The organism is Desulfosarcina cetonica JCM 12296 (assembly GCF_001311845.1).
Taxonomy (GTDB): domain Bacteria; phylum Desulfobacterota; class Desulfobacteria; order Desulfobacterales; family Desulfosarcinaceae; genus Desulfosarcina; species Desulfosarcina cetonica.
Map to the genome: position 1 here is coordinate 1 of NZ_BBCC01000102.1, position 22,061 is coordinate 22,061.

27 protein-coding genes, 1 tRNA gene and 2 pseudogenes are annotated in these 22,061 nt (G+C 53.7%); 22 read left to right on the forward strand and 8 right to left on the reverse strand.

Going from position 1 to position 22,061, the window contains the following annotated elements; genetic code table 11:
* From JCM12296_RS45110 to JCM12296_RS20525, 6 genes are all read right to left on the reverse strand, one after another.
* Positions 1–331 (reverse strand): BadF/BadG/BcrA/BcrD ATPase family protein (locus JCM12296_RS45110; RefSeq protein WP_054697363.1); only part of this gene is annotated, 331 nt, incomplete at its 3' end.
* Complete coding sequence (locus JCM12296_RS45115; protein WP_246804632.1) at positions 316–702, reverse strand: hypothetical protein; 387 nt, start codon at positions 700–702, stop codon at positions 316–318. The genes JCM12296_RS45110 and JCM12296_RS45115, both read right to left, overlap by 16 nt.
* 133 nt (positions 703–835) lie before the next feature.
* The gene (locus tag JCM12296_RS42210) at positions 836–1,765 is read right to left on the reverse strand and encodes a BadF/BadG/BcrA/BcrD ATPase family protein (protein ID WP_054697368.1); all 930 of its coding nucleotides are present in this window, start codon (positions 1,763–1,765) and stop codon (positions 836–838) included.
* Between the two features lie 208 nt (positions 1,766–1,973).
* Positions 1,974–2,639 carry a GntR family transcriptional regulator gene (locus JCM12296_RS20515; protein WP_054697371.1) on the reverse strand — a complete coding sequence of 222 codons (666 nt, stop codon included), beginning with the start codon at positions 2,637–2,639 and terminating at the stop codon, positions 1,974–1,976.
* A 263-nt stretch (positions 2,640–2,902) separates the two neighbouring features.
* On the reverse strand, positions 2,903–3,649 hold the full coding sequence (locus tag JCM12296_RS20520) for a DUF6125 family protein (RefSeq protein ID WP_054697374.1): 747 nt from the start codon (positions 3,647–3,649) through the stop codon (positions 2,903–2,905).
* A 148-nt stretch (positions 3,650–3,797) separates the two neighbouring features.
* Positions 3,798–4,271 (reverse strand): GIY-YIG nuclease family protein, encoded by a 474-nt coding sequence (locus JCM12296_RS20525; protein WP_054697377.1) that lies wholly within the window; start codon positions 4,269–4,271, stop codon positions 3,798–3,800.
* Between the two features lie 251 nt (positions 4,272–4,522).
* Between JCM12296_RS20525 and JCM12296_RS20530 the strand changes: the two are divergent.
* The 16 genes and pseudogenes from JCM12296_RS20530 to JCM12296_RS20600 all read left to right on the forward strand — a co-directional run bounded on the left by JCM12296_RS20530 (position 4,523) and on the right by JCM12296_RS20600 (position 15,315).
* A pseudogene (locus JCM12296_RS20530) lies at positions 4,523–5,277 on the forward strand (MlaE family ABC transporter permease).
* Positions 5,278–5,284: 7 nt separating this feature from the next.
* Positions 5,285–5,755, forward strand: a complete 471-nt coding sequence (locus tag JCM12296_RS45120; protein WP_246804633.1) for an ABC transporter ATP-binding protein — start codon at positions 5,285–5,287, stop codon at positions 5,753–5,755.
* A complete protein-coding gene (locus JCM12296_RS45125) occupies positions 5,752–6,054 on the forward strand; it encodes an ATP-binding cassette domain-containing protein (RefSeq protein WP_246804635.1) in 303 nt (100 codons plus the stop codon). Before JCM12296_RS45120 ends, JCM12296_RS45125 begins: the two co-directional genes overlap by 4 nt.
* Positions 6,055–6,106: 52 nt before the next feature.
* The gene (gene mlaD / locus JCM12296_RS20540) at positions 6,107–6,559 is read left to right on the forward strand and encodes an outer membrane lipid asymmetry maintenance protein MlaD (protein WP_054697380.1); all 453 of its coding nucleotides are present in this window, start codon (positions 6,107–6,109) and stop codon (positions 6,557–6,559) included.
* Between the two features lie 111 nt (positions 6,560–6,670).
* On the forward strand, positions 6,671–7,300 hold the full coding sequence (locus JCM12296_RS20545; protein WP_054697383.1) for an MlaC/ttg2D family ABC transporter substrate-binding protein: 630 nt from the start codon (positions 6,671–6,673) through the stop codon (positions 7,298–7,300).
* A 23-nt stretch (positions 7,301–7,323) separates the two neighbouring features.
* Positions 7,324–7,581: a hypothetical protein gene (locus JCM12296_RS38655; RefSeq protein ID WP_054697386.1), complete on the forward strand. Its 258-nt coding sequence runs from the start codon at positions 7,324–7,326 to the stop codon at positions 7,579–7,581.
* Positions 7,542–7,885, forward strand: a pseudogene (locus JCM12296_RS20555) (MlaA family lipoprotein); the annotation flags it as partial. The gene JCM12296_RS38655 and the pseudogene JCM12296_RS20555, both read left to right, overlap by 40 nt.
* A gap of 35 nt (positions 7,886–7,920) precedes the next feature.
* Complete coding sequence (locus JCM12296_RS50675; protein ID WP_054697392.1) at positions 7,921–8,139, forward strand: MlaA family lipoprotein; 219 nt, start codon at positions 7,921–7,923, stop codon at positions 8,137–8,139.
* 176 nt (positions 8,140–8,315) lie between these two features.
* Positions 8,316–9,605 (forward strand): ExeA family protein, encoded by a 1,290-nt coding sequence (locus tag JCM12296_RS36775; protein ID WP_083456354.1) that lies wholly within the window; start codon positions 8,316–8,318, stop codon positions 9,603–9,605.
* Positions 9,578–10,057, forward strand: coding sequence for a peptidoglycan-binding domain-containing protein (locus JCM12296_RS20570; protein WP_054697396.1), 480 nt, complete (start codon positions 9,578–9,580; stop codon positions 10,055–10,057). Before JCM12296_RS36775 ends, JCM12296_RS20570 begins: the two co-directional genes overlap by 28 nt.
* Before the next feature lie 62 nt (positions 10,058–10,119).
* On the forward strand, positions 10,120–10,902 hold the full coding sequence (locus tag JCM12296_RS38660; RefSeq protein WP_157067781.1) for a general secretion pathway protein GspB: 783 nt from the start codon (positions 10,120–10,122) through the stop codon (positions 10,900–10,902).
* Between the two features lie 242 nt (positions 10,903–11,144).
* Positions 11,145–11,693 (forward strand): hypothetical protein, encoded by a 549-nt coding sequence (locus JCM12296_RS20580; RefSeq protein ID WP_157067782.1) that lies wholly within the window; start codon positions 11,145–11,147, stop codon positions 11,691–11,693.
* Positions 11,690–12,334, forward strand: a complete 645-nt coding sequence (locus JCM12296_RS20585; RefSeq protein WP_054697405.1) for a M23 family metallopeptidase — start codon at positions 11,690–11,692, stop codon at positions 12,332–12,334. The genes JCM12296_RS20580 and JCM12296_RS20585 overlap by 4 nt, the downstream gene beginning before the upstream one ends.
* Positions 12,335–12,493: 159 nt before the next feature.
* Positions 12,494–12,569 (forward strand) — tRNA-Ala (locus JCM12296_RS20590).
* A 185-nt stretch (positions 12,570–12,754) separates the two neighbouring features.
* A complete protein-coding gene (locus tag JCM12296_RS20595; RefSeq protein WP_054697408.1) occupies positions 12,755–13,987 on the forward strand; it encodes an HDOD domain-containing protein in 1,233 nt (410 codons plus the stop codon).
* A gap of 26 nt (positions 13,988–14,013) precedes the next feature.
* Positions 14,014–15,315, forward strand: a complete 1,302-nt coding sequence (locus JCM12296_RS20600) for an ATP-binding protein (RefSeq protein WP_054697411.1) — start codon at positions 14,014–14,016, stop codon at positions 15,313–15,315.
* Between the two features lie 8 nt (positions 15,316–15,323).
* On the opposite strand, the gene JCM12296_RS42215 is transcribed toward JCM12296_RS20600, so the two are convergent.
* Entirely contained in the window at positions 15,324–15,482 is a 159-nt protein-coding gene (locus JCM12296_RS42215; protein WP_218188188.1) for a hypothetical protein, read from the reverse strand.
* Positions 15,479–16,141 (reverse strand): enoyl-CoA hydratase-related protein, encoded by a 663-nt coding sequence (locus JCM12296_RS20605; RefSeq protein WP_218188189.1) that lies wholly within the window; start codon positions 16,139–16,141, stop codon positions 15,479–15,481. The genes JCM12296_RS42215 and JCM12296_RS20605 overlap by 4 nt, the downstream gene beginning before the upstream one ends.
* Before the next feature lie 857 nt (positions 16,142–16,998).
* Between JCM12296_RS20605 and JCM12296_RS20615 the strand changes: the two genes are divergently transcribed.
* From JCM12296_RS20615 to JCM12296_RS20635, 6 genes are all read left to right on the forward strand, one after another.
* Positions 16,999–19,110: a PAS domain-containing protein gene (locus JCM12296_RS20615; RefSeq protein WP_054697416.1), complete on the forward strand. Its 2,112-nt coding sequence runs from the start codon at positions 16,999–17,001 to the stop codon at positions 19,108–19,110.
* 57 nt (positions 19,111–19,167) lie between these two features.
* The gene (locus JCM12296_RS20620) at positions 19,168–19,590 is read left to right on the forward strand and encodes a GNAT family N-acetyltransferase (RefSeq protein ID WP_054697420.1); all 423 of its coding nucleotides are present in this window, start codon (positions 19,168–19,170) and stop codon (positions 19,588–19,590) included.
* A gap of 108 nt (positions 19,591–19,698) precedes the next feature.
* Positions 19,699–19,887: a hypothetical protein gene (locus JCM12296_RS45130; protein ID WP_246804636.1), complete on the forward strand. Its 189-nt coding sequence runs from the start codon at positions 19,699–19,701 to the stop codon at positions 19,885–19,887.
* Positions 19,884–20,564: a hypothetical protein gene (locus JCM12296_RS20625; RefSeq protein ID WP_246804638.1), complete on the forward strand. Its 681-nt coding sequence runs from the start codon at positions 19,884–19,886 to the stop codon at positions 20,562–20,564. The genes JCM12296_RS45130 and JCM12296_RS20625 overlap by 4 nt, the downstream gene beginning before the upstream one ends.
* Before the next feature lie 40 nt (positions 20,565–20,604).
* A complete protein-coding gene (locus JCM12296_RS20630) occupies positions 20,605–21,441 on the forward strand; it encodes a hypothetical protein (RefSeq protein ID WP_157067784.1) in 837 nt (278 codons plus the stop codon).
* A 33-nt stretch (positions 21,442–21,474) separates the two neighbouring features.
* The coding region (locus JCM12296_RS20635) for a Crp/Fnr family transcriptional regulator (protein ID WP_054697423.1) at positions 21,475–22,061 on the forward strand (587 nt) is incomplete at its 3' end.

The following is a 22,061-nucleotide window of genomic DNA, read 5'->3' on the forward strand; positions in this document are numbered from 1 at the left end:
CCACGCCGAAGGCCCCCATCAGGCCCGGCTCGGGCGGCACCACGATGGGTTCACCCACCAGGGCCGCCATGGCCACCGGAACGGCGCGGTTGTAACAGACCCCGCCCTGCATGAAGATGCGCCGGCCCACCGGCCGGTGACCTTTGACGCGGTTGGCATAGTTCATACAAATCGAATAGACCAGCCCGGCGACGATCTCCTCACGGCCGATACCTTCGTGGATGGCGTTTTTGATATCGGAGGCGATGAACGCGGCGCACTGATCGTTGAAATTGGGCGGGGCGCTGCCGCGCAAGGCCAGATCGGCAATATCGGTCAATGCGATGCCCAAGGTTTCCCGGGCCGACTCCTCCAGAAAGCTGCCCGTTCCGGCCGAGCAGGCTCGTTCATGGCATAGTCCGAGGCCACGCCGGCGGTGATGTGCGTGTACTTGGCATCCTGGCCGCCGATCTCGAAAAGGGTATCCACGGATGGATCGAAGTGCACCGCCGCCGTGCAGTGGGCGACGATCTCGTTGATCACCGCGTCGGTGCCGGCATGCAGCCCGGCAATCTGCCGGCCGCTGCCGCAGACGCCTAGACCGACGATCGCAAGGGTCTCCGGGTCGGTCGTCCGGCGGACCTGGTCCAGCAGATCCGCATAACACCTCCGGGCGGCGGCCACCGGATCACCGTTGGTGCGCAGGTAAACCGAGGCCAGCATGGCCTTGTCCGCCTGGCGCAAGAGGACTGCTTGGTGGTGGTGGAGCCCACATCGAGGCCCACAATGGCCGTGTCGCCGGCCTTGGCGGTGGCCCGGGTCATTTGTTTGAAGGTCACCTGGCCGATAAAGCGGCTCAGCGGCGGTAATTGTTCGAAGCGCACGGCCTGGCGCCGGAAGAGGGCTTCGGCACCGGTGAATGGGCGCGTGGGGTGGTCCAGGGCCCACATGGCGGCGCCCAGGGCTTCGAAGTAGGGGCTTCGGCCGGCACGATCAGCTCCTCGATCTGTTCGCGCAGGTGCGCCACCAGCATTTGGTTGCGCGCCACGCCGCCGACCAGCATGATCCGGCGCCGCGGTACTTTTCTCAGCAGATCGAGGATTTTTTGGGCCATCATCCGGCAGAGGCCGGCGGCGATCCGTGAACGGGGGATCCCCTTGTTGGTGGCGTGGGTGCAGTCGGACTTGCAGAACACCGAACAGCGTGCCGACAGGGGATAGGGCGCCTCCTGCAGGGACCATTGGGACGCCTCGTCCAGGGTGACGTCCATGCGGCGCAATTGCTGCAGGAAAAACGCCCCGGTTCCGGATGCGCATTTGTTGCCGGTGACCACATTGGCGATGTTGCCGGTTGCGTCGAGGATGTAGGCCATGAAAGTTTCGCCACCGGCAGAAATGATGGCCGGACAATCGACGCCTTCGGGCTTCAGGAGGCGGTAGGCCAGACTCACCGCCTCGGGTTCGGAAATGGCGGTGAGATTGACGCTGTCGCGTAGCTGACGACCGGTGATCACGAGGCGGTCGCAGGACCATGGATCGAAATCCGCCAAGGTCTTCAGCAGGGTCTGTCGCGGATCGCCTTCGTGGGGATAGCTGCCATGGCGCAGAATCCGGATGTCGGTTTTTGGGGCGTCGTTGTCGTCGGTCGTCTTGCCGATGCAGGCGACCGAAACGGTGGAGGCGCCCAGGCATACGCCCATGGAAACGGTCTGGGATGGAGACCCCGGCTGGGTTGGCCGGATCTCCGATGGTCCATGGAAGCCGTTGATGGATGCAGGATCGTACATACGGGTTTACGGGCCGGATGATGGTCTTGTTGGCAAGGGAAGGCCATCGCGTGCTGTCGGCGGATGGCGCAAACAGGCACGGATGGCCTGTTCAGGATCGTTCGGAATGATTTCGATGGTTATGTTAATCCGGTTAAACCCGGAATGTCAATGCGCGCCGACGGTTCCGAATGGCTTTATCAGAAACCGGTGCGCCCCTTTTCCTTCATCAATTGCTCCAGCCCGTCCAGGACGTGCCGCTTGACGTGTTTGATATGCTTCGAAAGACGCTTTTGGCGCCCGCCAGATTGCCGTCGCGGATATGGTTGAACAGTTCCTTATGGGCCGTGTCGGCCGTGTCCATGGAGGTGGAAAACAGAATGTTGCCGCCGTATTTGAGGTAGAGCCGATCAAACAGAAGGCGCAGGGTCTGCTGCTGGACCTGATTGCCGGAAAGCGCGGCCAGGGTGAGGTGATATTCCATGTCCTTGAGCAGTCGGTCATGCAGATAGACTTCCCGGGATGCTTTGAGGTGGGCATCCAAGGCGGTTTTCAGTCGCTTGATCGCCGCCGGGTCAAGGCGGCGCATGGTCTGGGTGAGCAAAGCCAGCTCGATTTGTTCCCGAAATTCGTAAATTTCCTCCACTTCCTGGGTGCTGATGGGCTCGGTATAATAGCCGCGATGACGTTCATGGCGAACGAGTCCCTGAAATTCAAGCCATTTCAGCGCCTGGATGACCGGTGTCTGACTCATGCCCAAACGTTCGGCCAGATCCCGGTAGGCGATTTTCTGTCCTGGCGCGATTTCGTTGTGGAAAAGCATTTGCCGAATGCCCTGATAGGCCTTGCGCGTGTGGCCGGCATTCGACGTCGTTGAGGTTGCAGAGGGGGTCATGGCGTCCTTTCCTGTGCAATTGAGAAAGTGCATCGCCGGGGCTACCGGGAAGCCCCGATCCGTCATCGGTGACGAATATTTGATCAAATTTATGATTAAATAAAAGCATTGAAAAAGTCAATACGGGGATGCCGATACGGCAGGGAACTCGCAGATGGACCGATTTTCGGTTTTTCAGAGAAAGAGAGTGTGTGAAAGCGGGTTTGCGGGGAAGGCCGGTGACGGCCCGCCTTCCCCGGTAGGGAAAGGAATCCTTGACCGGATTACGGTTTTAGGGAAAATCGCCAGGCGCAATACCATGCATCCGGATGGTCATCCGGAGGACAGCCGATGCATTCGGTTTGGATACGAGGATCAATGGCGCGGGCAAAATAGGTATACTCAACCAAGCCGCCGGATTTGCAGGGGTAGTCATCAAGATTCTTGGCCTTGCGGGCCGCTTGGACGCGGCAGTCGTTCATCCGGAAAATAAAGGCGTCGGGACCGTCGTCCTCGAAGGATTGGACATTGATGCGGGCATAGATACGAAAGCTGAGCGCTTTTTTCAGGCCATCCAGGCCGGGCTGGTCGCCGAGGTCAAGAAACCGCCGGATGGCCCAGGCTTCAAAGGGGGAAAAGTGCGCCCAGCAGGAGTCGTTACAGCGTTTGGCATCGTTCATGCCGTTGGTGAATTCCACAGACTGGAACCATACCCCATCGTTGGCCAGCCAGTTGATCGAGGCGCCATCCAGCAAAGCGGCCAGTTCTTTTTTATCCATATTCAGCAGGGGAACGGGAATACCGTCCTGCAGCTCGAAGCCCAGGATTTTGCCCAGCCGCTTGAGCTGGATGCCAAGACTTCTCGACGAGGCCTCGGAAAGGCATTCAAGGGCCTTTTCCATACCCATCTGATGGCGGATTTCGGTGAACCAGAGGGCGTAATGGATGATGGTCCGATGCATCACATCCATGATCAGACGGGCGGTTTGCGGTTGATCCAGGTCATCGATGGTGTTGACGGGCAGGGTCATGACACTCTCCTTTTGTCGGATTTTAGAGAAACGGTAAATGGGGAGAAATCGGGCACCACTTTAGAGAACGCCTTGCGGGAAGTCAATAATCACGAACATTATCTCAAAATCAAATCGACGGAGCATCATCGAGCATGGCGATCCGTGATCACCTTAATGCGAAACCCCGAATGGGGGCATGGGAACGGTCCATGCGGCGGATGCGGGCCCGAAAGCCGGACAGGCTCGGACAGTGGGAAAGATGGACCAGGTGTGCCGGACAGTCGCAATCGGACGCCCCGAAACCGGCGACGGGGCAGCGTGCGCCGCGGATGCCGGACAGCACGGCAGCCCAGGCGTGCTCGCGTTTAAGTGGATCAACCGTGGTCCACACGGCCACGGGGATCATGGCGCCCTTGATATAGTCCACATGCCAATGCGGGCGAGCCGATGGTTTCAGGTGGTGGCCCAGCCGGGCGCGCAACCCACCGGGGCCGAAGGCGCTGCCCACATACACCCAATACCCGACAGGCAGTCGGATCAACCCCAGACGGCCCACTCGGGTGCTGACTGGCGCGTCACAATGGAAAACCAGCGCATAGGTTCCCGGTTCCCCTTGGAGAGCGGCGAGTAGATCCGGCATGGGCAGCGCTCCTTGCTCGACAAGTGACCAGCATCGCTATGCATTAACCCAATCCTGACGGTTCGTCAAACCGTTTGGTGATGGCGTCGCCCTTGCACGGACATCGGCTTCTTGACTTTACATTACCCGCTAATTCGGCTAATCCTTTTTTCCGTTGTACACGAATCCGTCATAATTGGCGAACCTGGAGCGGTGGTGAGTCAATGCTTCAATATCATACAATCGAAAACGTTTTGGCCGGGTTGGGCCGTATGGTCATCGCGCCGATTCAGGAACTGGGTCGGACGACGATTTTTTTCCTCCAAGGTCTCCTGCATCTTTTTTCCGTTCCCATTCAGGCAGAAAAAATCGTCGATCAGATCTATTTCATCGGTTCGAAATCGATTTTCGTCGTTTGCCTTACCGGCGCGTTTACCGGAATGGTCCTGGGGCTTCAAGGATACTACACCCTGGTCAAATTCGGCTCGGAGGGCATGCTCGGCGCTGCCGTGGCCTTGAGCCTGATTCGTGAGATGGGGCCTGTATTAAGCGCCATCATGGTGGTGGCCCGTGCCGGATCGGCAATGGCCGCCGAAATCGGCATCATGCGCATTTCCGAGCAGATCGATGCCTTGGAAACCATGGATATCAACCGGTGCGCTTCCTGTTCAGCCCCCGTCTGGGCGCCGCCTTGATCAGTTTTCCCTTTCTGACGGCGATGTTCGATGTGGTGGGGATCCTTGGTGGCTACCTGACCGGGTCGGTGCTGTTGGGGATCAATTCGGGGGTCTATTTCGGACGTGTCGAATCCAGCGTCTTGGTACAGGATATCAATGGCGGGTTCATCAAGGCGTTCTGCTTTGCCGCCATCGTGGTGACCATCTGCTGCTACCAGGGATACACCACCCACCTGCGCAAGGAGGGTTTTGGTGCCAAAGGGGTCAGTCTTTCCACGACCTCGGCGGTGGTGACCTCCTGCGTGTTGATTCTGGTTTTCGACTATGTGCTGACCTCGTTTCTGCTATGAGTGGCCCATGACCGAACCGTTGATCGAATTCAAAAATGTATTCAAGCGCTTCGGCGACAATGCCGTCCTCAAGGGGGTCGACCTGTCGATCTACCGTGGAGAGGTGACCACCATCATTGGCAAAAGTGGTATCGGCAAAAGCGTCTTGCTCAAACATATCATCGGCCTGTTGGAACCGGATGAAGGCGAGATTTTGTTCGCCGGCCGGGCGGTCCAAGCCATGGATGCCGCCGAGCGCAGGGCCGTGAAGATGAAATTCAGTTACATGTTTCAGGGGAATGCGCTTTTCGATTCCATGACCGTTTACGAAAATGTCGCCCTGCCGCTGAAGGAGAAAAACCAGCTCCCCGTTCATGACATCCAGGCGCGCGTGCGTGAAAAACTGACCCAGCTGGACCTGACCGGCATCGAAGACCTTTATCCGTCCCAGCTTTCCGGCGGCATGAAAAAGCGTGTGGCCATGGCGCGCGCCTGGTGACCGATCCGGAAATTGTGCTTTTTGACGAGCCGACCACCGGACTCGACCCCATCCGTAAGAATGCGGCCCACGCCATGATTCTCCAATACCAGAAAACCTATGGCTTTACCGGCGTGATGGTCAGCCATGAAATTCCCGACGTATTTTACATTTCCCAGCGGATTGCCATGCTGGATCAGGGACGGATTATATTTCAGGGACGGCCTGAAGAGATCCAGGAAAGCCCCCTGCCGGTGATTCGCCAGTTCATCCGGGGGCAGGTTCCGGAAGACATGCAAAACGCTCTCGGCGAACTATAGCAGCTTCGCAGGAAGGGCGCCGTACAGGTTTAAAACGGTCGCCGGAGGACAGATGAAAAAAGTATCAGTTGAGACGTCAGTTGGGGTGTTTGTGTTCATCGGGCTGATTTGTGTGGCCTACATGGCCATCAAGCTCGGTAAAATGGAATGGTTCGGTGACGACTACTATTTTCTGAACGCCCGGTTCACGTCGATATCGGGACTAAAGACCGGTGCCCAGGTGGATCTTGCGGGTGTGGACGTCGGCCAGGTGACCGATATTTGGCTCGACAACAAACGACAGATGGCCGCCGTGCGCATGAAAATAAAAAAAGAGGTCACCCTTACCGATGATGTCATCGCATCGGTGAAAACCTCCGGCCTGATCGGCGACAAATACATTAGCTTGACGCCGGGCGGTTCGGATCGAGTGCTCAAGTCCGGCGACATGATCATTGAAACCGAGCCACCCTTGGACATCGAGGCGTTGGTGAGTAAATATGTTTTCGGCAGTGCCGGTAAATAACATTGCCGCAATGCACCTTGACGGATTCGTAAAAAATTCGGCGCGAACCCTAAAGATACGTTGAGGGATGCCGAAGGTCTGGGAAACCAACGCTTGTGGAGGAGACTTCAAATGTTTGCCAGAACCATCGCCAGCATGCTGGTACTCGTTCTATTGGTTGCGGCACCGTCGGTGGCCACATCCCCGGATCCCATGGAAACCATCCGGAAGCCCATCGATGCCTTGATCGCCATTCTTAACGACCCTAAGTACAAGGTGCCGGGAACCAAGGCCGTTCAGCGGGAAGAGATCTGGAAGATGGTGGAGCCCATGTTTGATTTTGTTGAGATTTCAAAACGCACAGTGGCACGAAACTGGATTGATTTCAGCGAATCCGAGAAAGCTGCCTTCACCGACGTCTTCTCCCGGTTTCTGGGTAACACATACATTGACAAGATCCAGGGCGAATACCACAATGAAAAGGTCGTCTACCTGGGTCAGGATTTGTTTTCGGACCGATATGCGGAGGTAAAGACGCAGATCCTGAGGAAAACGGTCCAGGTTCCGGTCAACTATCGCCTGCTGAAGAACAATGCCGGCCAATGGAAGGTCTATGACATCATCGTGGAAGGTGTCAGTCTGGTCAAGAATTATCGAACCCAATTCGCCAGTATCCTGCAGAAAGATAAACCGGCGACGCTGATCGAGATGCTCAACGCGAAATTGACCGAGCAAAACAATCGCCTATCGGCCAACGGTTAACAATTCTGTTGCAGGGGCAGAGAATGACAAATAAAATCAAAATGTTGATCCTTGTTCTGGTGTTTACCCTCCCGATAAACGCGATTGTCTGGGCGGCGGGTTCAGAGACAACCGTCCATCCAGCCCCCGTCGAGACGGAAGGGGTGCCGTTTGATCCCTTTGACACCGAGGATGGACCCGCATCCGATCAGGAGGCGACCATCCAAGCCGTGGCCGATCCCATCTCCGGTTCAACCGCGTCATGTTCACCTTCAATGACAAGTTGTATTTCTGGTTATTGAAACCGGTTGCGATGGGTTACCGGACAGTGCTTCCTTCTCCGGTGCGTGTGGGGGTAAAGAACTTCTTGCACAACCTGCTGATGCCGGTGCGTTTGGTCAACTGCCTGTTGCAGGGAAAAAAAGAGTCAGCTGAAGCCGAATTTGGCCGTTTTCTGGTCAACTCCACCTATGGGGTGGCGGGATTGTTCGATCCAGCCAAAAACTATCCCGGTCTGAACCCGCCGCCGGAGGAGGATTTTGGCCAAACCTGGGCCACTATCACATGGGCAATGGGTTCTATATCGTCTGGCCTGTTCTGGGGCCGTCCACCCTGCGCGACACGGTGGGAACCATCGGCGATTGGGCGTTGAATCCGCTCAATTTTATGCAGCTGACACAGGTGGAAGCCGGTGTCTTGACCGAAAAGAGACCAGTTATTCGCTTTACGGGCTCAAACGGGTCAACGATACCTCTTTTCACATCGGGGATTACGAAGCCCTGAAAAACGCTGCCCTGGATCCTTATACGGCGTTTCGCAACGCCTATATTCAGAATCGGAACAGCAAAATCGCTCAATAAAGCCATCACCGTTCCCGCCGCCAGCCAATCCCCATTCCCCCGACGGGAGGTTGGCCACCCGAGGCTGCCGGGCGCAGGCGGCCGTGGGTCCGTTCGCCGGTTAACGGTTGTCTGCCTGGACGATCGGCGCGTCAGGTCTTGCCGGAACACAACTTTTAACGTGTCCATCCATAGCCATGTACAATCGCTTTTTCGGCTTAAAAGAGAGACCCTTCAAGCTGGTACCCAACCCGGCGTACCTCTTTCTTTCCCGTATTCACGAGGAGGTGCTGGCGCACCTCAACTACGCGGTGAAGTACGGGGAGGGGTTTGTCGAAATCACCGGCGAAGTGGGCACCGGAAAGACCACCCTGTGCCGCATGTTCCTGGAAAACCTGGGCGAGGACACGGAGGCGGCCTACATTTTCAATCCCAAGCTGGACGCCCTGCAACTGCTCAAAGCCATCAACGACGAGTTCGGTATTCCCACAGCCGACACCGATTCGCTGAAAACCCTGATCGACCGCCTCAACGCGTTTCTGCTGGATAAAATGGCCCAAGGCACACGGGTCATCCTGCTGATTGATGAAGCCCAAAACCTGAGTGCCGATGTGCTCGAACAATTGCGACTGCTTTCCAACCTGGAGACCACCACCAGCAAGCTGTTGCAGATTATCCTGGTGGGACAGCCGGAGCTGGGCGCCTTGCTGGAATCCGATGCCCTGCGCCAGTTGAGCCAGCGCATCACCTTGAGTTGTCATCTCATTCCGCTGACATCGGCTGAAACCCGGGCATATATCCAGCACCGCCTTCACATCGCTTCGCAGAAAACGGTGCTGGAATTTACGCGTGCGGCGTACCGCTCGATTTTCAAATATACCGGGGGGGTGCCCCGCCTGATCAATATCGCCTGCGATCGGGCGCTGTTGACCGCTTTCTCCTTGGGCAGGACGCGTGTCACCAACGGCATTGTCCGGCAGGCGATCCGCGAGCTGGATGGCGGTCGCAAACGGTCCCTGCGCCCGCGTTTTCACCGCGAGGGGTTGATCATCGGATTGCTCGTGGTGCTGATTGTGTTGGTTGGCGGCCTGATGACCAGCCAGATCCTTCTCAACCCGACGCAACTTGGGTTTCCACCACCTGCCATCCATCATAAAATGCCGGTCCCTCCGGCAGCCGAATCAACGTTGACCCCGGCACCAGCTCAACCACGGCCCACCGCACCGGTGAACAAGCAGGGCACATCAGCGCCCCTCATTGCCCCTGCCCAGCCCGCCCGACGCGGGGCCGGGGTTATCCGCCCGGCTTGCGGCCATGGAACCCGTCGCCTCGCGGATCGGGGCATTGACGGCGGTCCTGAACCGTTGGAATGCGGCGCGCCCCTTGGATTCCGGACTTGGCCGATGCCGACGTTGAAATATTTTTTCGCACGGCCGCGGGCTTCAATGGCTTTGAGGTCTTGCGCATCGATTATGATTTCGGTTTAATTGCCAAACTGAACCTGCCGGCGATTGTGGGACTGATTCCCGGCGATGGTCAGGCGACCCGCTACATGGCGGTTGTGACCCTGGATGCCGAAGCCATCCAACTCGCAAGTGGTGTGAACGTCGAGACGTTTAAACCGACGGAACTGTCCGGGATATGGAACGGGGTGGCCTATGTTTTCTGGAAAAACTATCATCATTTCGATGGGACCATTCCCAGTGGCACATCCGGGGAATCCGTTTTGGCGCTCAAGATGTATCTTAAGACCAGGGGCTTCCCCGTGGCGGAGATGACCCCGACCTATGATGCCGCCACCCGTACGGCTGTTGAGACGATCCAGGCGCGCAATGGATTGGTGGTCGATGGTAAGGTGGGCCCCCTGACGAAGATCGTGCTCTACAACGAAGATCCATCCCTGAAGATTCCTCATCTGCGGAATCTTCCACCGGGATGACAACCATCGATGACAATGACCGTTAAAACGAAAAGAAGCGCTATGAACAGGAGCGGTGGCCCGTGAGTTCGATTCTGGATGCATTGAAAAAAGCCGAGCAGGAATCGTGCATGAACGAGGATCCTAAAATGCCCTGGCCTGCGCCTTCGCTACCGCCGGCATCTTCCACAAGGAAGAAGTGGTGGTGGCGGGCCATCGGTACCGTAATCGCCTTGATGGCGGCTGTGGTCGTTTACAGTTGGCTTCACCGCCCAGTGTCAAGCGGACCGGTTGTCACCGTAAAAATCCCATCCACCCAAAGCGCCCAATCCCCCGTAGGGGTTGCCGCCTCGGATCAAGATGATGCCGAACCGCTGCGGGCCCTACCGCCACAGGCGACCGCACAACCTTCGCCAGCGCCAGGTCCTGCGGGTCGTATTCAACCCAAAAGCATGCCACCCGCGATCCAGCCAAGGACGCCGGCTGCTTCCACGCCTCCTGCACCGCTCCAATTGCCGCAGATTGAAGCGGTGGCGCCTCGACCGATGGCACCCCCTGCTGGCGCACCCTTGCCGATGACCGCCTCTAGCGGACAAACAAGCCCACCGGCACCCGCGCCAGTTAACCGTGACGCTTCGCCACAACCGGCACCCAAGGACGGCACCATTACCAGAAACGATCCGCGTATCGATCTTCAGGCCTTGGTGTGGGCGCCTGAGGCCTCCGATCGGTTTGTGGTGATCAACAACCGTTTGATCAAAGAAGGCGGGTCGGTGGATAATATCGTTGTTGTACAGATCAATCGGGACGACGTTCTGCTCTCCGAGGGCGCCGACCGCTGGCACCAGGCCTTTCAAATCCGTTGACGGGAAAGCCTTTCGGGACAGCCGACAGTCATTTCCCCGATCAGGGCCTGTTTAAAACCGTTCCGTCCCGCTTTTGCCGCGCCCACCAGGTGTTTTCACGCCGATGGTCGGATGAACCCCAGAAAAAGCGGTTGATTGCCGATAGTGGTTTTGTTAAATGGCCGATGTGCAAGCTAAAGTTGCTGCTGGAATGCCCGATAGACCTTGTAGATCGCCAACCGTTCGAAAGGAAAGAGCTGATAATGCACTGGAAACTGAATTTGCTTGCAGGTCTGTGTGGTGTCGCGTTGATAGGCGCCATGTTTTTTTTCATCCCGGAGCCGGCGGCCACATCCAATCTCCAATTTTCCTCCCTACCCCAGAAAACACCCCCCGCCACCAAACACTTGCGGCCCAAAGCGCATCTCCAAGTAGCGCCGGCGGTGTATAATATCAAGGAGGGCGTCCTGAGCCACCGCACTTTGTATGAAGCCCTGACGTCCTGTGAGATTCCGCCCTCCGAGGTGCTCTCGCTTTCCCGGTCTTTCAGGCCGGTTTTTGATTTCCGGTGTGCCAAACCCAAGGACATTTACCGGGTCAGCCTGAATGACCAGAATGAAATTCAAAAATTCGTTTACAAAACCAGTTTGACGGATGAATACGAGGCCATCAAGAAAAAGGATGGAAGCTACACGGTCCAAAAGCGGGAAATCGCCCTGGACAAGACGGTCATCTCCAAGGTCTTCACCATCAACTCTTCGCTTTATCAGGCGGTCGCGGATTTTGGCGAATCCCAGCGGATCGCGGGATGATAGCAGACATTTTTGCTTGGGATATCGATTTCTACACCGCCCCGCGTAAAGGCGATCGGATAGCGGTGGTTTATGAACGATTTTCCCGCAACGGACACTTTGTTCGGTATGGGAAGATCCTTGCCGCAAGATATGAAACGGATCAAAAGGATTATTCCGCCTTTCTGTTCAACGACGGTCATTTCGACAACTATTTCGATGAGAACGGCCAACCGCTGAAAAACATGTTTTTACGATCACCCCTGAAATTCGGCAAAATGACCTCCGGCTACTCGATCCGGCGGTTTCACCCGATCTGCAAGCGGTACAAGGCGCATACCGGTATCGATTACGGTTCGCCGACCGGCACGCCGATTCTTGCCACGGCCAATGGCAAGGTGACGTTTGCTGGATGGAAAAACGGCTATGGCAAACTGCTGATTGTCCGCCATCCCAACGGTTATGAGACCTACTACGGCCATTGCAGCCGGTTGCTCAAAAAACCCGGGCAACTTGTTGAGCAGGGACAGGTTGTCGCCCGGGTGGGGCAAACCGGCCTCGCCACCGGTCCCCATGTGCATTATGAAGTCCGCATCAAGGGCACCCCGGTTAATCCCAACAACCTCAAAAAACCCGGGTTACGCCGCTCAGACCATCGCTGATGGCCAAGTTCAAAAAAGTGGTTAATGAGCGCACGCTATTGGTGATGAATGCCCTCCGTGAAAAGGCCAAGCTGGTCAATCGACCGACGGAAACCGAATCTCTTGACTCCGTTCGAAAAAAGGCCTAAACAAACAAAATCGCCATTCGAATTAATTTATGGGGATGTAGCTCAGCTGGGAGAGCGCAGCGTTCGCAACGCTGAGGCCAGGGGTTCGATCCCCCTCATCTCCACCATAATAAAAACAGGGGCTTGCGGACTAACCGTAAGTCCCTGTTTTTATATCAAGTCTGTCTAACTATTGGTCATCTGTTAAATGTGTTAAGTTATTTTCATATTTAGACGATACTGGAAGTGAGGACGAATTTTATCTACGCCAATTTGCAAAACATATTGGTGAAGACTTCTTGGGTTAAAAACGATGGCCTATATCGCAGTGGACAATTTGAAACAAGGGATGGTCTTGGATGCGGATGTTCATGACGTGAACACGCGTCTGCTGCTGTCCAAAGGGCAAAAAATTGCTCCGAATCACATTCGGATATTAAAGATATGGGGCATATCGGGGGTTAGTATCGTCGGAAGCGCAAACGAGAAGGATGAAGACGTTCCGCCAATCGATGATAAAAATTTAGAGCGGATAAAAAAAGCCATCAATCTTGTCTTCAAGAATGCCGATCTGAAAAATCCCTTGATAAGAGAAGTATATAAGAATTCGCTGATTCATCGGTTAAAAGGTGCATTTGGGAATAGTCCGACGCTAAATTGTCATGCCTGCACGGAGAACCCAATCCCGAGCAAGCCGGAGAAACTCAAAAACCGTATTGATCAAAGCGACATTAAACTGCCCGACGCGCCAACGATAATAAAAGAACTCAACCAAGTCATTGATGATCCCCTTGCCACCTCAAACGATGTTGCCCAAGTTGTTACTAAGAGCCCCAGCCTCACCGCCATACTTTTGAAGATCGTCAATTCCGCGTATTATGGTTTTCCGTCCAAAATCGACCGTATATCCCGCGCTGTGACCATTATTGGGACGAAAGAAATCAGTGGCTTGGCGCTCGGTATCTGTGTAATGCAGGCGTTTAAAGACATTCCCAAGGATATCCTTAACATGGATGCTTTTTTGCGGCACAGTCTCTCTTGCGGCATGGTATCGCGAATACTGGCTGCCCAGAACAACCTGGCGCAGACCGAGCAATTGTTTGTTGCGGGGTTATTGCACGATATCGGTAAACTGGTCGTGTGCAAGTATTATCCGGAGCATGCGAAAGTCTGTTTGGAATCTGGGTTTGTTTCCAACGCATCTATCTTCGAGGCTGAAAAAAAGATATTTGGACTGGCGCATCCACAAATTGCAAAGTTATTGCTGACAAAATGGAATCTACCCAGCGAGTTGACGTCTGACATTGTATGTCACCATGCACCCAGTAAAGCACACGACCCACAAAAAGCAGGCATTGTCCACTTGGCAGACATGATTTCGCACGGGCTGGGAATAGGAAGCAGCGGCGAGCGATCAATTCCCCATTTTGACTATCATATCCTAGATAATATGACGAATTCAATCGACAGAATAAAAACCGTTTTCAGTCAGATTATTCATCAATTCAGTCCAATGGACGCCATTTTTAGTGATATATCAAAGTAACGTTGATGGATGTAAACGAAAAAACAATGATAGAAGAAGATCTTGGTGCCGACCGGATTCGTTTTATTCAAAATGCCCTAGAATATGCGTTAACTTTAGGCGACTTCCAAAAGGAAGTTAACGGTGAATGCACGCCTGAAGACGTTGCTCAGGAAACGGTTAAACGCATCGCGCGTATCATGCAATTCGATTCTTGTGGTATCTATCTTGTGGATGAGCAGACCTCCGATTTGCATATTTCCGTCTGTTTACCCGACAACGCAAGGGTGTCACTCGAAGACGAGATGTCTTTTATGATCGATAATGGATTCGTTGCCTGGGCAATCCGTGAACGGCGTTGGATCACATTGAACTCAAAAGACGGCAGTCGTAAGCTTTTGCTCCATGTAATGGCCACGTATTCGCGGATAAGAGGACTGTTTGTCGGGATTTTTCCCTCTCAAACATCAAAATACCCCGATACTTCTTTTGAGATTTTGTCTATCATCCTCCGTAATGCATCCAATGGCATCGAAAGTCTGATCTATTCGTCGATGATACGAGAACAGAAGCTGGGGTTAGAAAAAGAGGTGGAACAAAAAACTCGCCAACTGGTGCACTATGAAAAACAGCTATTGCAGGCCCAAAATATGGAAACCGTCGCTGCGTTGGCCAGCGGTGTGGCCCATCAGTTCAATAATGCGCTACAGGTTTTAATGGGTAGTATTGATCTCACCTCCATGATTGCCGAGGACAGTCCTGAAATCCTGAAGTACCTCGCGCGCACCCGCCCCATAATCGAACAGATGTCGAATTTAACCGGCCAGTTGACATCATATGCACGCGAGGGGACATACATCGCCAACCAAGTTGTTTCCGTAAAGTCGCTACTGATCGATAGTTTACCGTCAATCAACAATTCCATTAAAGAGACTGTGAAACTGAGCGTGGATTTGGCCGATGAATCCGTGACGGTTGATGTTGATTTGATTCAGATTCAGACAGTCATGACAGCAATTATTACCAATGCGAATGAGGCCATCGTTGATTCAGGGAGCATTCGAATCAGCAGCCGTCTGTTATTCTGGAACGCTATCCCAGAAAATATAAAAGGCGAACTTGTCCCCGGCGACTATGTTTGTCTATCATTTGAAGACAACGGTTCTGGCATGGACGGCAATACGTTAAGGCGGCTGTTCGAGCCCTTTTATTCCACCAAATTTATCGGTAGAGGGCTGAGCATGGCCGCAGCATCAGGTATCATCAATCGTCATCATGGCTGGATTCATGTTGAATCGGAAATGGGAAAAGGAACCATCGTTCACGTATATTTGCCAAAGTCCCCATAATATGTGGTCTACTGGCCCTTGAAGTGAGGCTTTCTTTTTTCCTTAAGCGCCCTGACCCCCTCAAAGTGATCGGCCGTTCGCTGGGTAATACCCTGGAAGGCGGCAACCAAATCCAGATGTCCGCTGATTTCCGCAGTCCGAGCCTGACGGATCGCTTTTTTGATCATAGATACTGCGACAGGCTATTGCCGGAAATCGTTTGGGCGATTTTTTCAGTTTCTTCTTTCAGAGAAGCTTCTTCGACAAGGGTATTCAGGAGGCCGAGGGCAAGGGCCTCTTCTGCCGTTACAACCCGCCCGGTAAGGGAAAGTTCCATGGCCTTGGCATATCCGACCACTCGCTGTAGGAAAAACGCGCCCCCGTCCCCGGGCACCAGGGCCAGCTTGGCAAAGGTTTCGCCGAACCTGGAATGCCGGCAGCCGATCCGCATGTCACACATGCAGGCCAGGTCGCATCCGGCCCCGATCGCAGCCCCGTTGACCATTGCGAGGATCGGGGTGTGAAGGGACTCGATCGTTATGGGAATCTGCTGGATACCCTTTGTGTATCTACGCATGAGTTCCTCCGGATCACCGGCAAACATGCCTGTCTTTTCTTCCATGGCCTTCACGTCGCCGCCGGCACAGAAATGCTTACCCGCTCCGGTCAGGATGATGACGCGCACGTCATCATCCCAGTCCGCTTCCCGGAGCAGACGGCAAAGGTCTATAATCATCTGGTCCGAAAATGCATTAGAGTACTGAGGTCGGTTCAGCGTCACCCATAGCAACGAACTGTCCACTTCGACGATCAGATCCGAATAGACATGCGTAAGGTAATCTTTCATATCTCTTATTATCCCCAATTAAAGCGTTTGGTTGTTCTCTCTATTGGACATGCACAAAATTGGACCCGGATAGAATTCAGGTTGCGTTGGTTAAGTTGATTTTATCTTCGGTTCCAGTCATCGCGATCCCGATGATCATGGTGGTGGTCGCGGTCGTTCCGATCATCCCGGTCCCGATCGTGGTGTTTGAACCGGACCTCGTGGGGAGAGCGGTCCCGCGGCAATAAGGCCCATGGCCCTCTTCTCGATCGAGCGTAATACCACGGGTCGTTTAAATAATGATAGTGAAAACCGTTTTGGAAATAGTACGGCTCATCGTCGAAGATAACGAGCCGTGGCAAAATAGGAGCGATTACCACCCCCGGAAGGCCACCGTACCGATCTGCGGGCACCACGGCACAGGCCGTCGCCAGGGATGTCACGATCAGGATTGCTAACAAGGTTTTCTCATTACCGTTTCCTTTGATTCGTTTCTGTCCTGTTTTCGCTTGAAATTCTTGTAGACCTCCGCTTCCCGGCATGGATACCAGCCGGGGCCCTGGGCGCTTGGTTGCAAAAAAACAACTGCGGAATACGTATCTGGCCTGATCCGGGATGCCCGACCCCCTGTCGCGCAACAGGCGCAATGAGCGCAATTTGTCCATGGCGACCGACACGGGAGAACGATCCATGAAGGCAAGCAACCGTCGAGAAGGCGCGCCCGTTGAAATTTCCGACAACGGCGTGGCGGATTTCCGGGTGGTGCGGATTGGCGGCATGAAAATATGCGTTTGAATGAATCTGTTGGTTGGCATGCGTTGATGAAATACGGTATTGAAATTTGGATGTCATAAACTTGTCTACCAAAGGGCAACTGCATGGGACCCAATGATAACCCCATCGTGTCTTCGGCCAAGCTAAGAAAAGCCTTGTTTTTCTACTTGGCGGCGGCGCTTTTGTTGTTGGTGATTTCTTTAGCATTAACGATTTCGTTCGCGCTGTTTGGTTATTTGAAAACGGCAGAGGATAAAAACATTCTCCATGCCGCTCAAACGCGGGCGATGACAATCGGCGAGTGGTGTCGAAGAACAAAAGCGGTGGCGTGGCAAATCACCAGCCGCACCCAAATTCGGCAGGCGCTTGAAAAATATAACCAGGGGCTTATCTCGTTAAAAGAAGTGAACGCGTTTACCCAGCCAAAATTACAGGATGCCATGGATATGTCCAAAGACATCCTCTGCATCCTGCGGTTGGATCGTAGGATGCAGATCGTTGCCGCGTGTGGAAAGGGCTCAATCTTATCGATGATGATGACGTTTGCCCAAGGCACCCTTATCCGTGATATCGTTACCCTAGAACCCCTTCACCTTAAAGGGAGAACGTACATTGTTGTCAGTGCCCCCATCGTAGGCCGCCAGGGTGAGCGCCAAGGTACGGATATCGTACTGTTTGGCACGGAAGGATTGCATGCCATTATCGCCGATTCCAAACCCATCGGAAACACCAGCAGGATCATCGTCGGCTACCCATCCGATGACGCCGTTACGCGCCTTTTCCCCTCAAAACCGATCGATGTTGATGGGCTGGCCAAGCCGGATGCTTTAAATACGATCACAAAGGTTTTTAAAAAAGCAATCGCCGGACAAACCGGAATTGATACCCTTTCCGATACATTGTTGGCCTACACGCCGGTAATGGAAACCAAGTGGGGGCTTATCATTACGCAAGACCAAAAGGAGTTGTATTTTCCGTTGTACAGGAAGATGAGCCGTATCGGTATCCTCTTTTTTTTGATGTATCTGTTGACACTCTTTGGTTTTTGGTTCGTCATGAAACCGCTGGCAGGTAAAATTTTACTTCACACGGATGAGCTTGAAAAAAAAATCCAGGAAAAGACATGGACCCTTGAAAAAGAAATCGACCGGCGTATCAAAGCAGAAAACCTATTGCGGGAAAAAGAACGATTCCTGGCATCTGTATTCGATTCCATTCAAGACGGCATCAGCGTGCTCACCCCGGAGTTGAAGATCGTTCATACCAATAAGGCCATGATAGAATGGTATGCCGAACATTTGCCCTTGCAGGGCAAGACCTGTTTCGAGATTTATCGCGGCCTGAAACAGCCTTGCGTGAATTGCCCTGCCATTCAGGCCATTACCAACCAACGGCTTGAAATGCAGACACTCCCCTTGTTACAGGAAGGCCGACAAACCGGTGACTTGGAGGTTTATGCATTTCCGATGTTTGATGATGAAGAAAACGTGACCGGCATCGTGGAATACATTCGGGACGTTACCAAACAAAAAATCGCCGAGCGGGCGCTGGCCGATTCGGAAAGACGACTTGCCGACATTATTGAGTTCCTCCCCGACCCCACTTGGGTCATCGATACCAAAGGTCGCGTGATTGCCTGGAATTTGGCGATGGAACGGGTCTCAGGCATTGAGAAGAAGAATATGATCGGAAAAGGGGATTACGCATATGCGGTTCCCTTTTATGGTAAACGCCGACCGATGCTGATCGATTTGGTATTGAAGCGCGACAAAAAATGGGAGTCAACGTTTTTGACGTTGAAAGATAATAATGGCGTCGTAATGGAAAGCGAGTCTTACCATCCATTGATGGGGGACGACGGACGATACTTTGCCGCCACCGTCGGCCGACTGTATGACGCACAGGAAAATGTCATCGGTGCCATCGAGACCATCCGGGATATTACCCATACGAAACAAACCCAACAAGAACGTGAAAAGCTGATTTCAGAGTTGAAAGAAGCCGTTGAGGAAGTAAAGACGCTGAGCGGTCTCTTGCCCATTTGCGCCAAATGTAAAAAAATCAGGGACGATAAAGGTTACTGGAGCCAGATAGAAACCTATATCAGTCTTCATACGGATGCAAGTTTCAGTCATGGGTTGTGCCCGGAATGCATGGATGCGATGTATGCCGGTCAGGATTGGTATGAAAAGGCCAAACAGAACGGTAGATTCTGAAGATCTGACGACAGGATCCAATTCGGCTTTAGAATAGCAAAAAAAAAGAGCGTTCAAATGAACATTGAAATAAAAACAGAATGCACGAACATAAATTGGGAAAAGGTCTCGGAAATTTTAGAATCCGTTGGAATGGCGCACTACAGCCCCGAGAAACATCGGCAAGCCTTCGAAGCCAGTTTTTGCACCGTCTTTTTGTATGATGGTGAAGACTTGATTGGTTTTGGCAGGGCCATCTCGGATGGCGCCTATCAAGCCGCCGTGTATGATGTCGCCATACTTGAAAAGTACCAGGGACAGGGTTTGGGAAAACGCATTATTCAAGAAATTTTATCACGCGTATCCAATTGCCATGTCATCCTTTATGCGAGTCCCGGCAAGGAAGGGTTTTATGAAAAACACGGCTTCAAAAGGATGAAAACAGGCATGGCGTCTTTCCTGAACAAAGATGCCATGGCCAAACGGGGCTTTACGGAATGACGGACTGAGAATCCGGAATGTTGCCGGCTCGAAGGTTGGATCGCCGTCCATTGACGCAATCCGCGTATGATCCACCCCTGATTCCGGTCAATCGACAGGAGAAAACAGATGGGCAATGTGCTACACATCACCAGCGGTGACATCGCCGGTGGACGTTTGGAACAGGCCGGCTTCCCGGGGAAGTATTCGTCTGGCATGACATTCTCTATGACGGCCCACGGCAGCCAGGCTGGCCGACGGAGAAGACGCTCAACGATCGTGCGCTGTTTCTGGAGACCTTCACCGCGGGCGGTTTGACGTGGGATTCCGTTCTGAAAACCCTGCATCACCAGTATGACAAACTGGTTGAAGCCGCCACTTTTGAGCGTATCGTCCTGTGGTTCGATGCCTGTCTTTTTGATCAGTCCATGCTCGTGCATATTCTCTCGTGCCTATCCCTCAAAGAGATCCGAAACGTGGATCTTCTTTGTGTGGATACATTTCCCGGAATCGACCCCTTCCACGGGCTCGGGCAACTGCGGCCGGAACAATTTGCCGCCCTCTATCCTGGCCGGCATGCGGTCACCGACGAACAATTCAGCTTCGCCGCCATCGTGGACAAGGCCTTCGCCACGCAAGACATCACTCTGCTCAGCGAACTGTCGAAAAAGGCCGACGCGCCCTTGCCATGGGTTTCGGCGGCGATAACCCGATGGCTGCAGGAACAGCCCGACCCGGCAACCGGTTTGGGGCGGCTCGAGACCCTCATTCTTGCCGCGATCCGTGCCGGTTGCCAAACACCGGGAAAAATCTTTGCGTCGGTGGCCGCAGCCGACACACCCCCGCAATTTTGGGGAGATACGACCCTGTGGGCCAAGATCAACTCACTTGCGGACCGCCGACCCTCACTCGTACGGATTGAAGGGCCCGCGGCCCGTTTACCGCAATGGGAGAGCCAAGTGCCGCTCAAGGAATTCAGGATTAGGGAAAAATAGGGACAGCCATCTTTTCGTGGTCATATCAAGGAGGTGAAACATGCCAAGTGTTCAATTTACCCATACCCTGCGGCGTGAATATGAAAACCTCTTCAATACGTGTTCCATCCGGCCGGAACGCATGCAGATGGTCCATGGACTTGTCGAAAAACTGCAGGCAAATAAAACGCGCTATCAAAACGTCGGCGACCCCCTGGGCATTCCATGGGGATTTGTCTCCGTGATCCATAACATGGAAGCGAGTCTCAATTTTGCGAAGCATTTGCACAACGGCGATCCACTCACCCACCGGACCGTGCAAGTACCCGAAGGCAGACCAAAGAAAGGTGCGCCCCCCTTCACTTGGGAGGAAAGCGCGCGGGATGCGCTTACGTTGAAAGGCCTTGGATCAAAGACCGATTGGAGCCTGGCCGGAACCCTTTACCAATTGGAACGCTATAATGGATGGGGGTATCGTCTGTATCATCAACATGTGTTATCGCCCTATCTCTGGAGTTTTTCTCATCATTACAGAAGTGGAAAGTACATCGCCGATGGTACGTGGTCCGACAATGCCATCTCCAAGCAATGCGGTGCCGCCGTGCTGCTGCGACGTTTGGCGGAAATCGGGGAGATTACGTTTATCGATCAACCCTCTCCCCGGCCGGATGAAGGGCCGCTCATTGTCGACTACGCAATGCAAAAATCCGATGACGCATGGGTCGTGGCGCGGGTAAAAGACCTCCAACGTTGGCTTAACACCTTTCCGGGAATCTTTGTGAAAGAGGACGGTATCCCCGGCGAGCGGACATCTGAAGCCTACCGGAAAATCACCGGCGCTATCTTCCTGGTGACCCCAGGGCGTGACCATGGCGGATCGCGGCGGAATAAGGCTTAAGGTTGCCGGCAACCTGACACAGGAAAAAATGCGTTGAAACTTGCGCCAACAGAATTCCTCGACAGGATCTTGAGGGAAAAAGTCTTCCCAAACAGCCTCACCCCGGGCGATGCGCTGGCCGAACTGTCGCGTCTCTTTGTCCAAAAGCACTGCTCCCGAAAAGAGATATTGGTCCACGCCGGTGAAAAGTGGAGCCGGATCTATTTCATCCACAAGGGCCTCATACGGCTCTTTTACACCGACCTCAAGGGCCGAGAGTTCAACAAGGGGTTCTACCAGGAGGGCGAGCTGGTTTGGCCGGTGGCCCATTATGCCCGAGAAAAAGAGAGTCTTTTCAGCATTGCCGCCATGGAAGACACGATTTTCTTCTTTTGCGGGTTTGACCGTTTTTATGGATGGTTGAAGGCTCATGGGGTTTGGGAGAAATTCGCCCTGCCCTATGCGGAGAAACTTGCCGGCGAGAAGTTCCTCCGGGAATACGAGTTTCTGATCAACTCGGCGGCGGAACGCTACCAGACCTTTTTAAAGGATAATCCCCAACTTGCCGAACGAATACCAGCCTACCATCTTGCCAGCTACCTTGGAATCACCGATGTGTCCTTGTCCCGGATCAAAAAAAA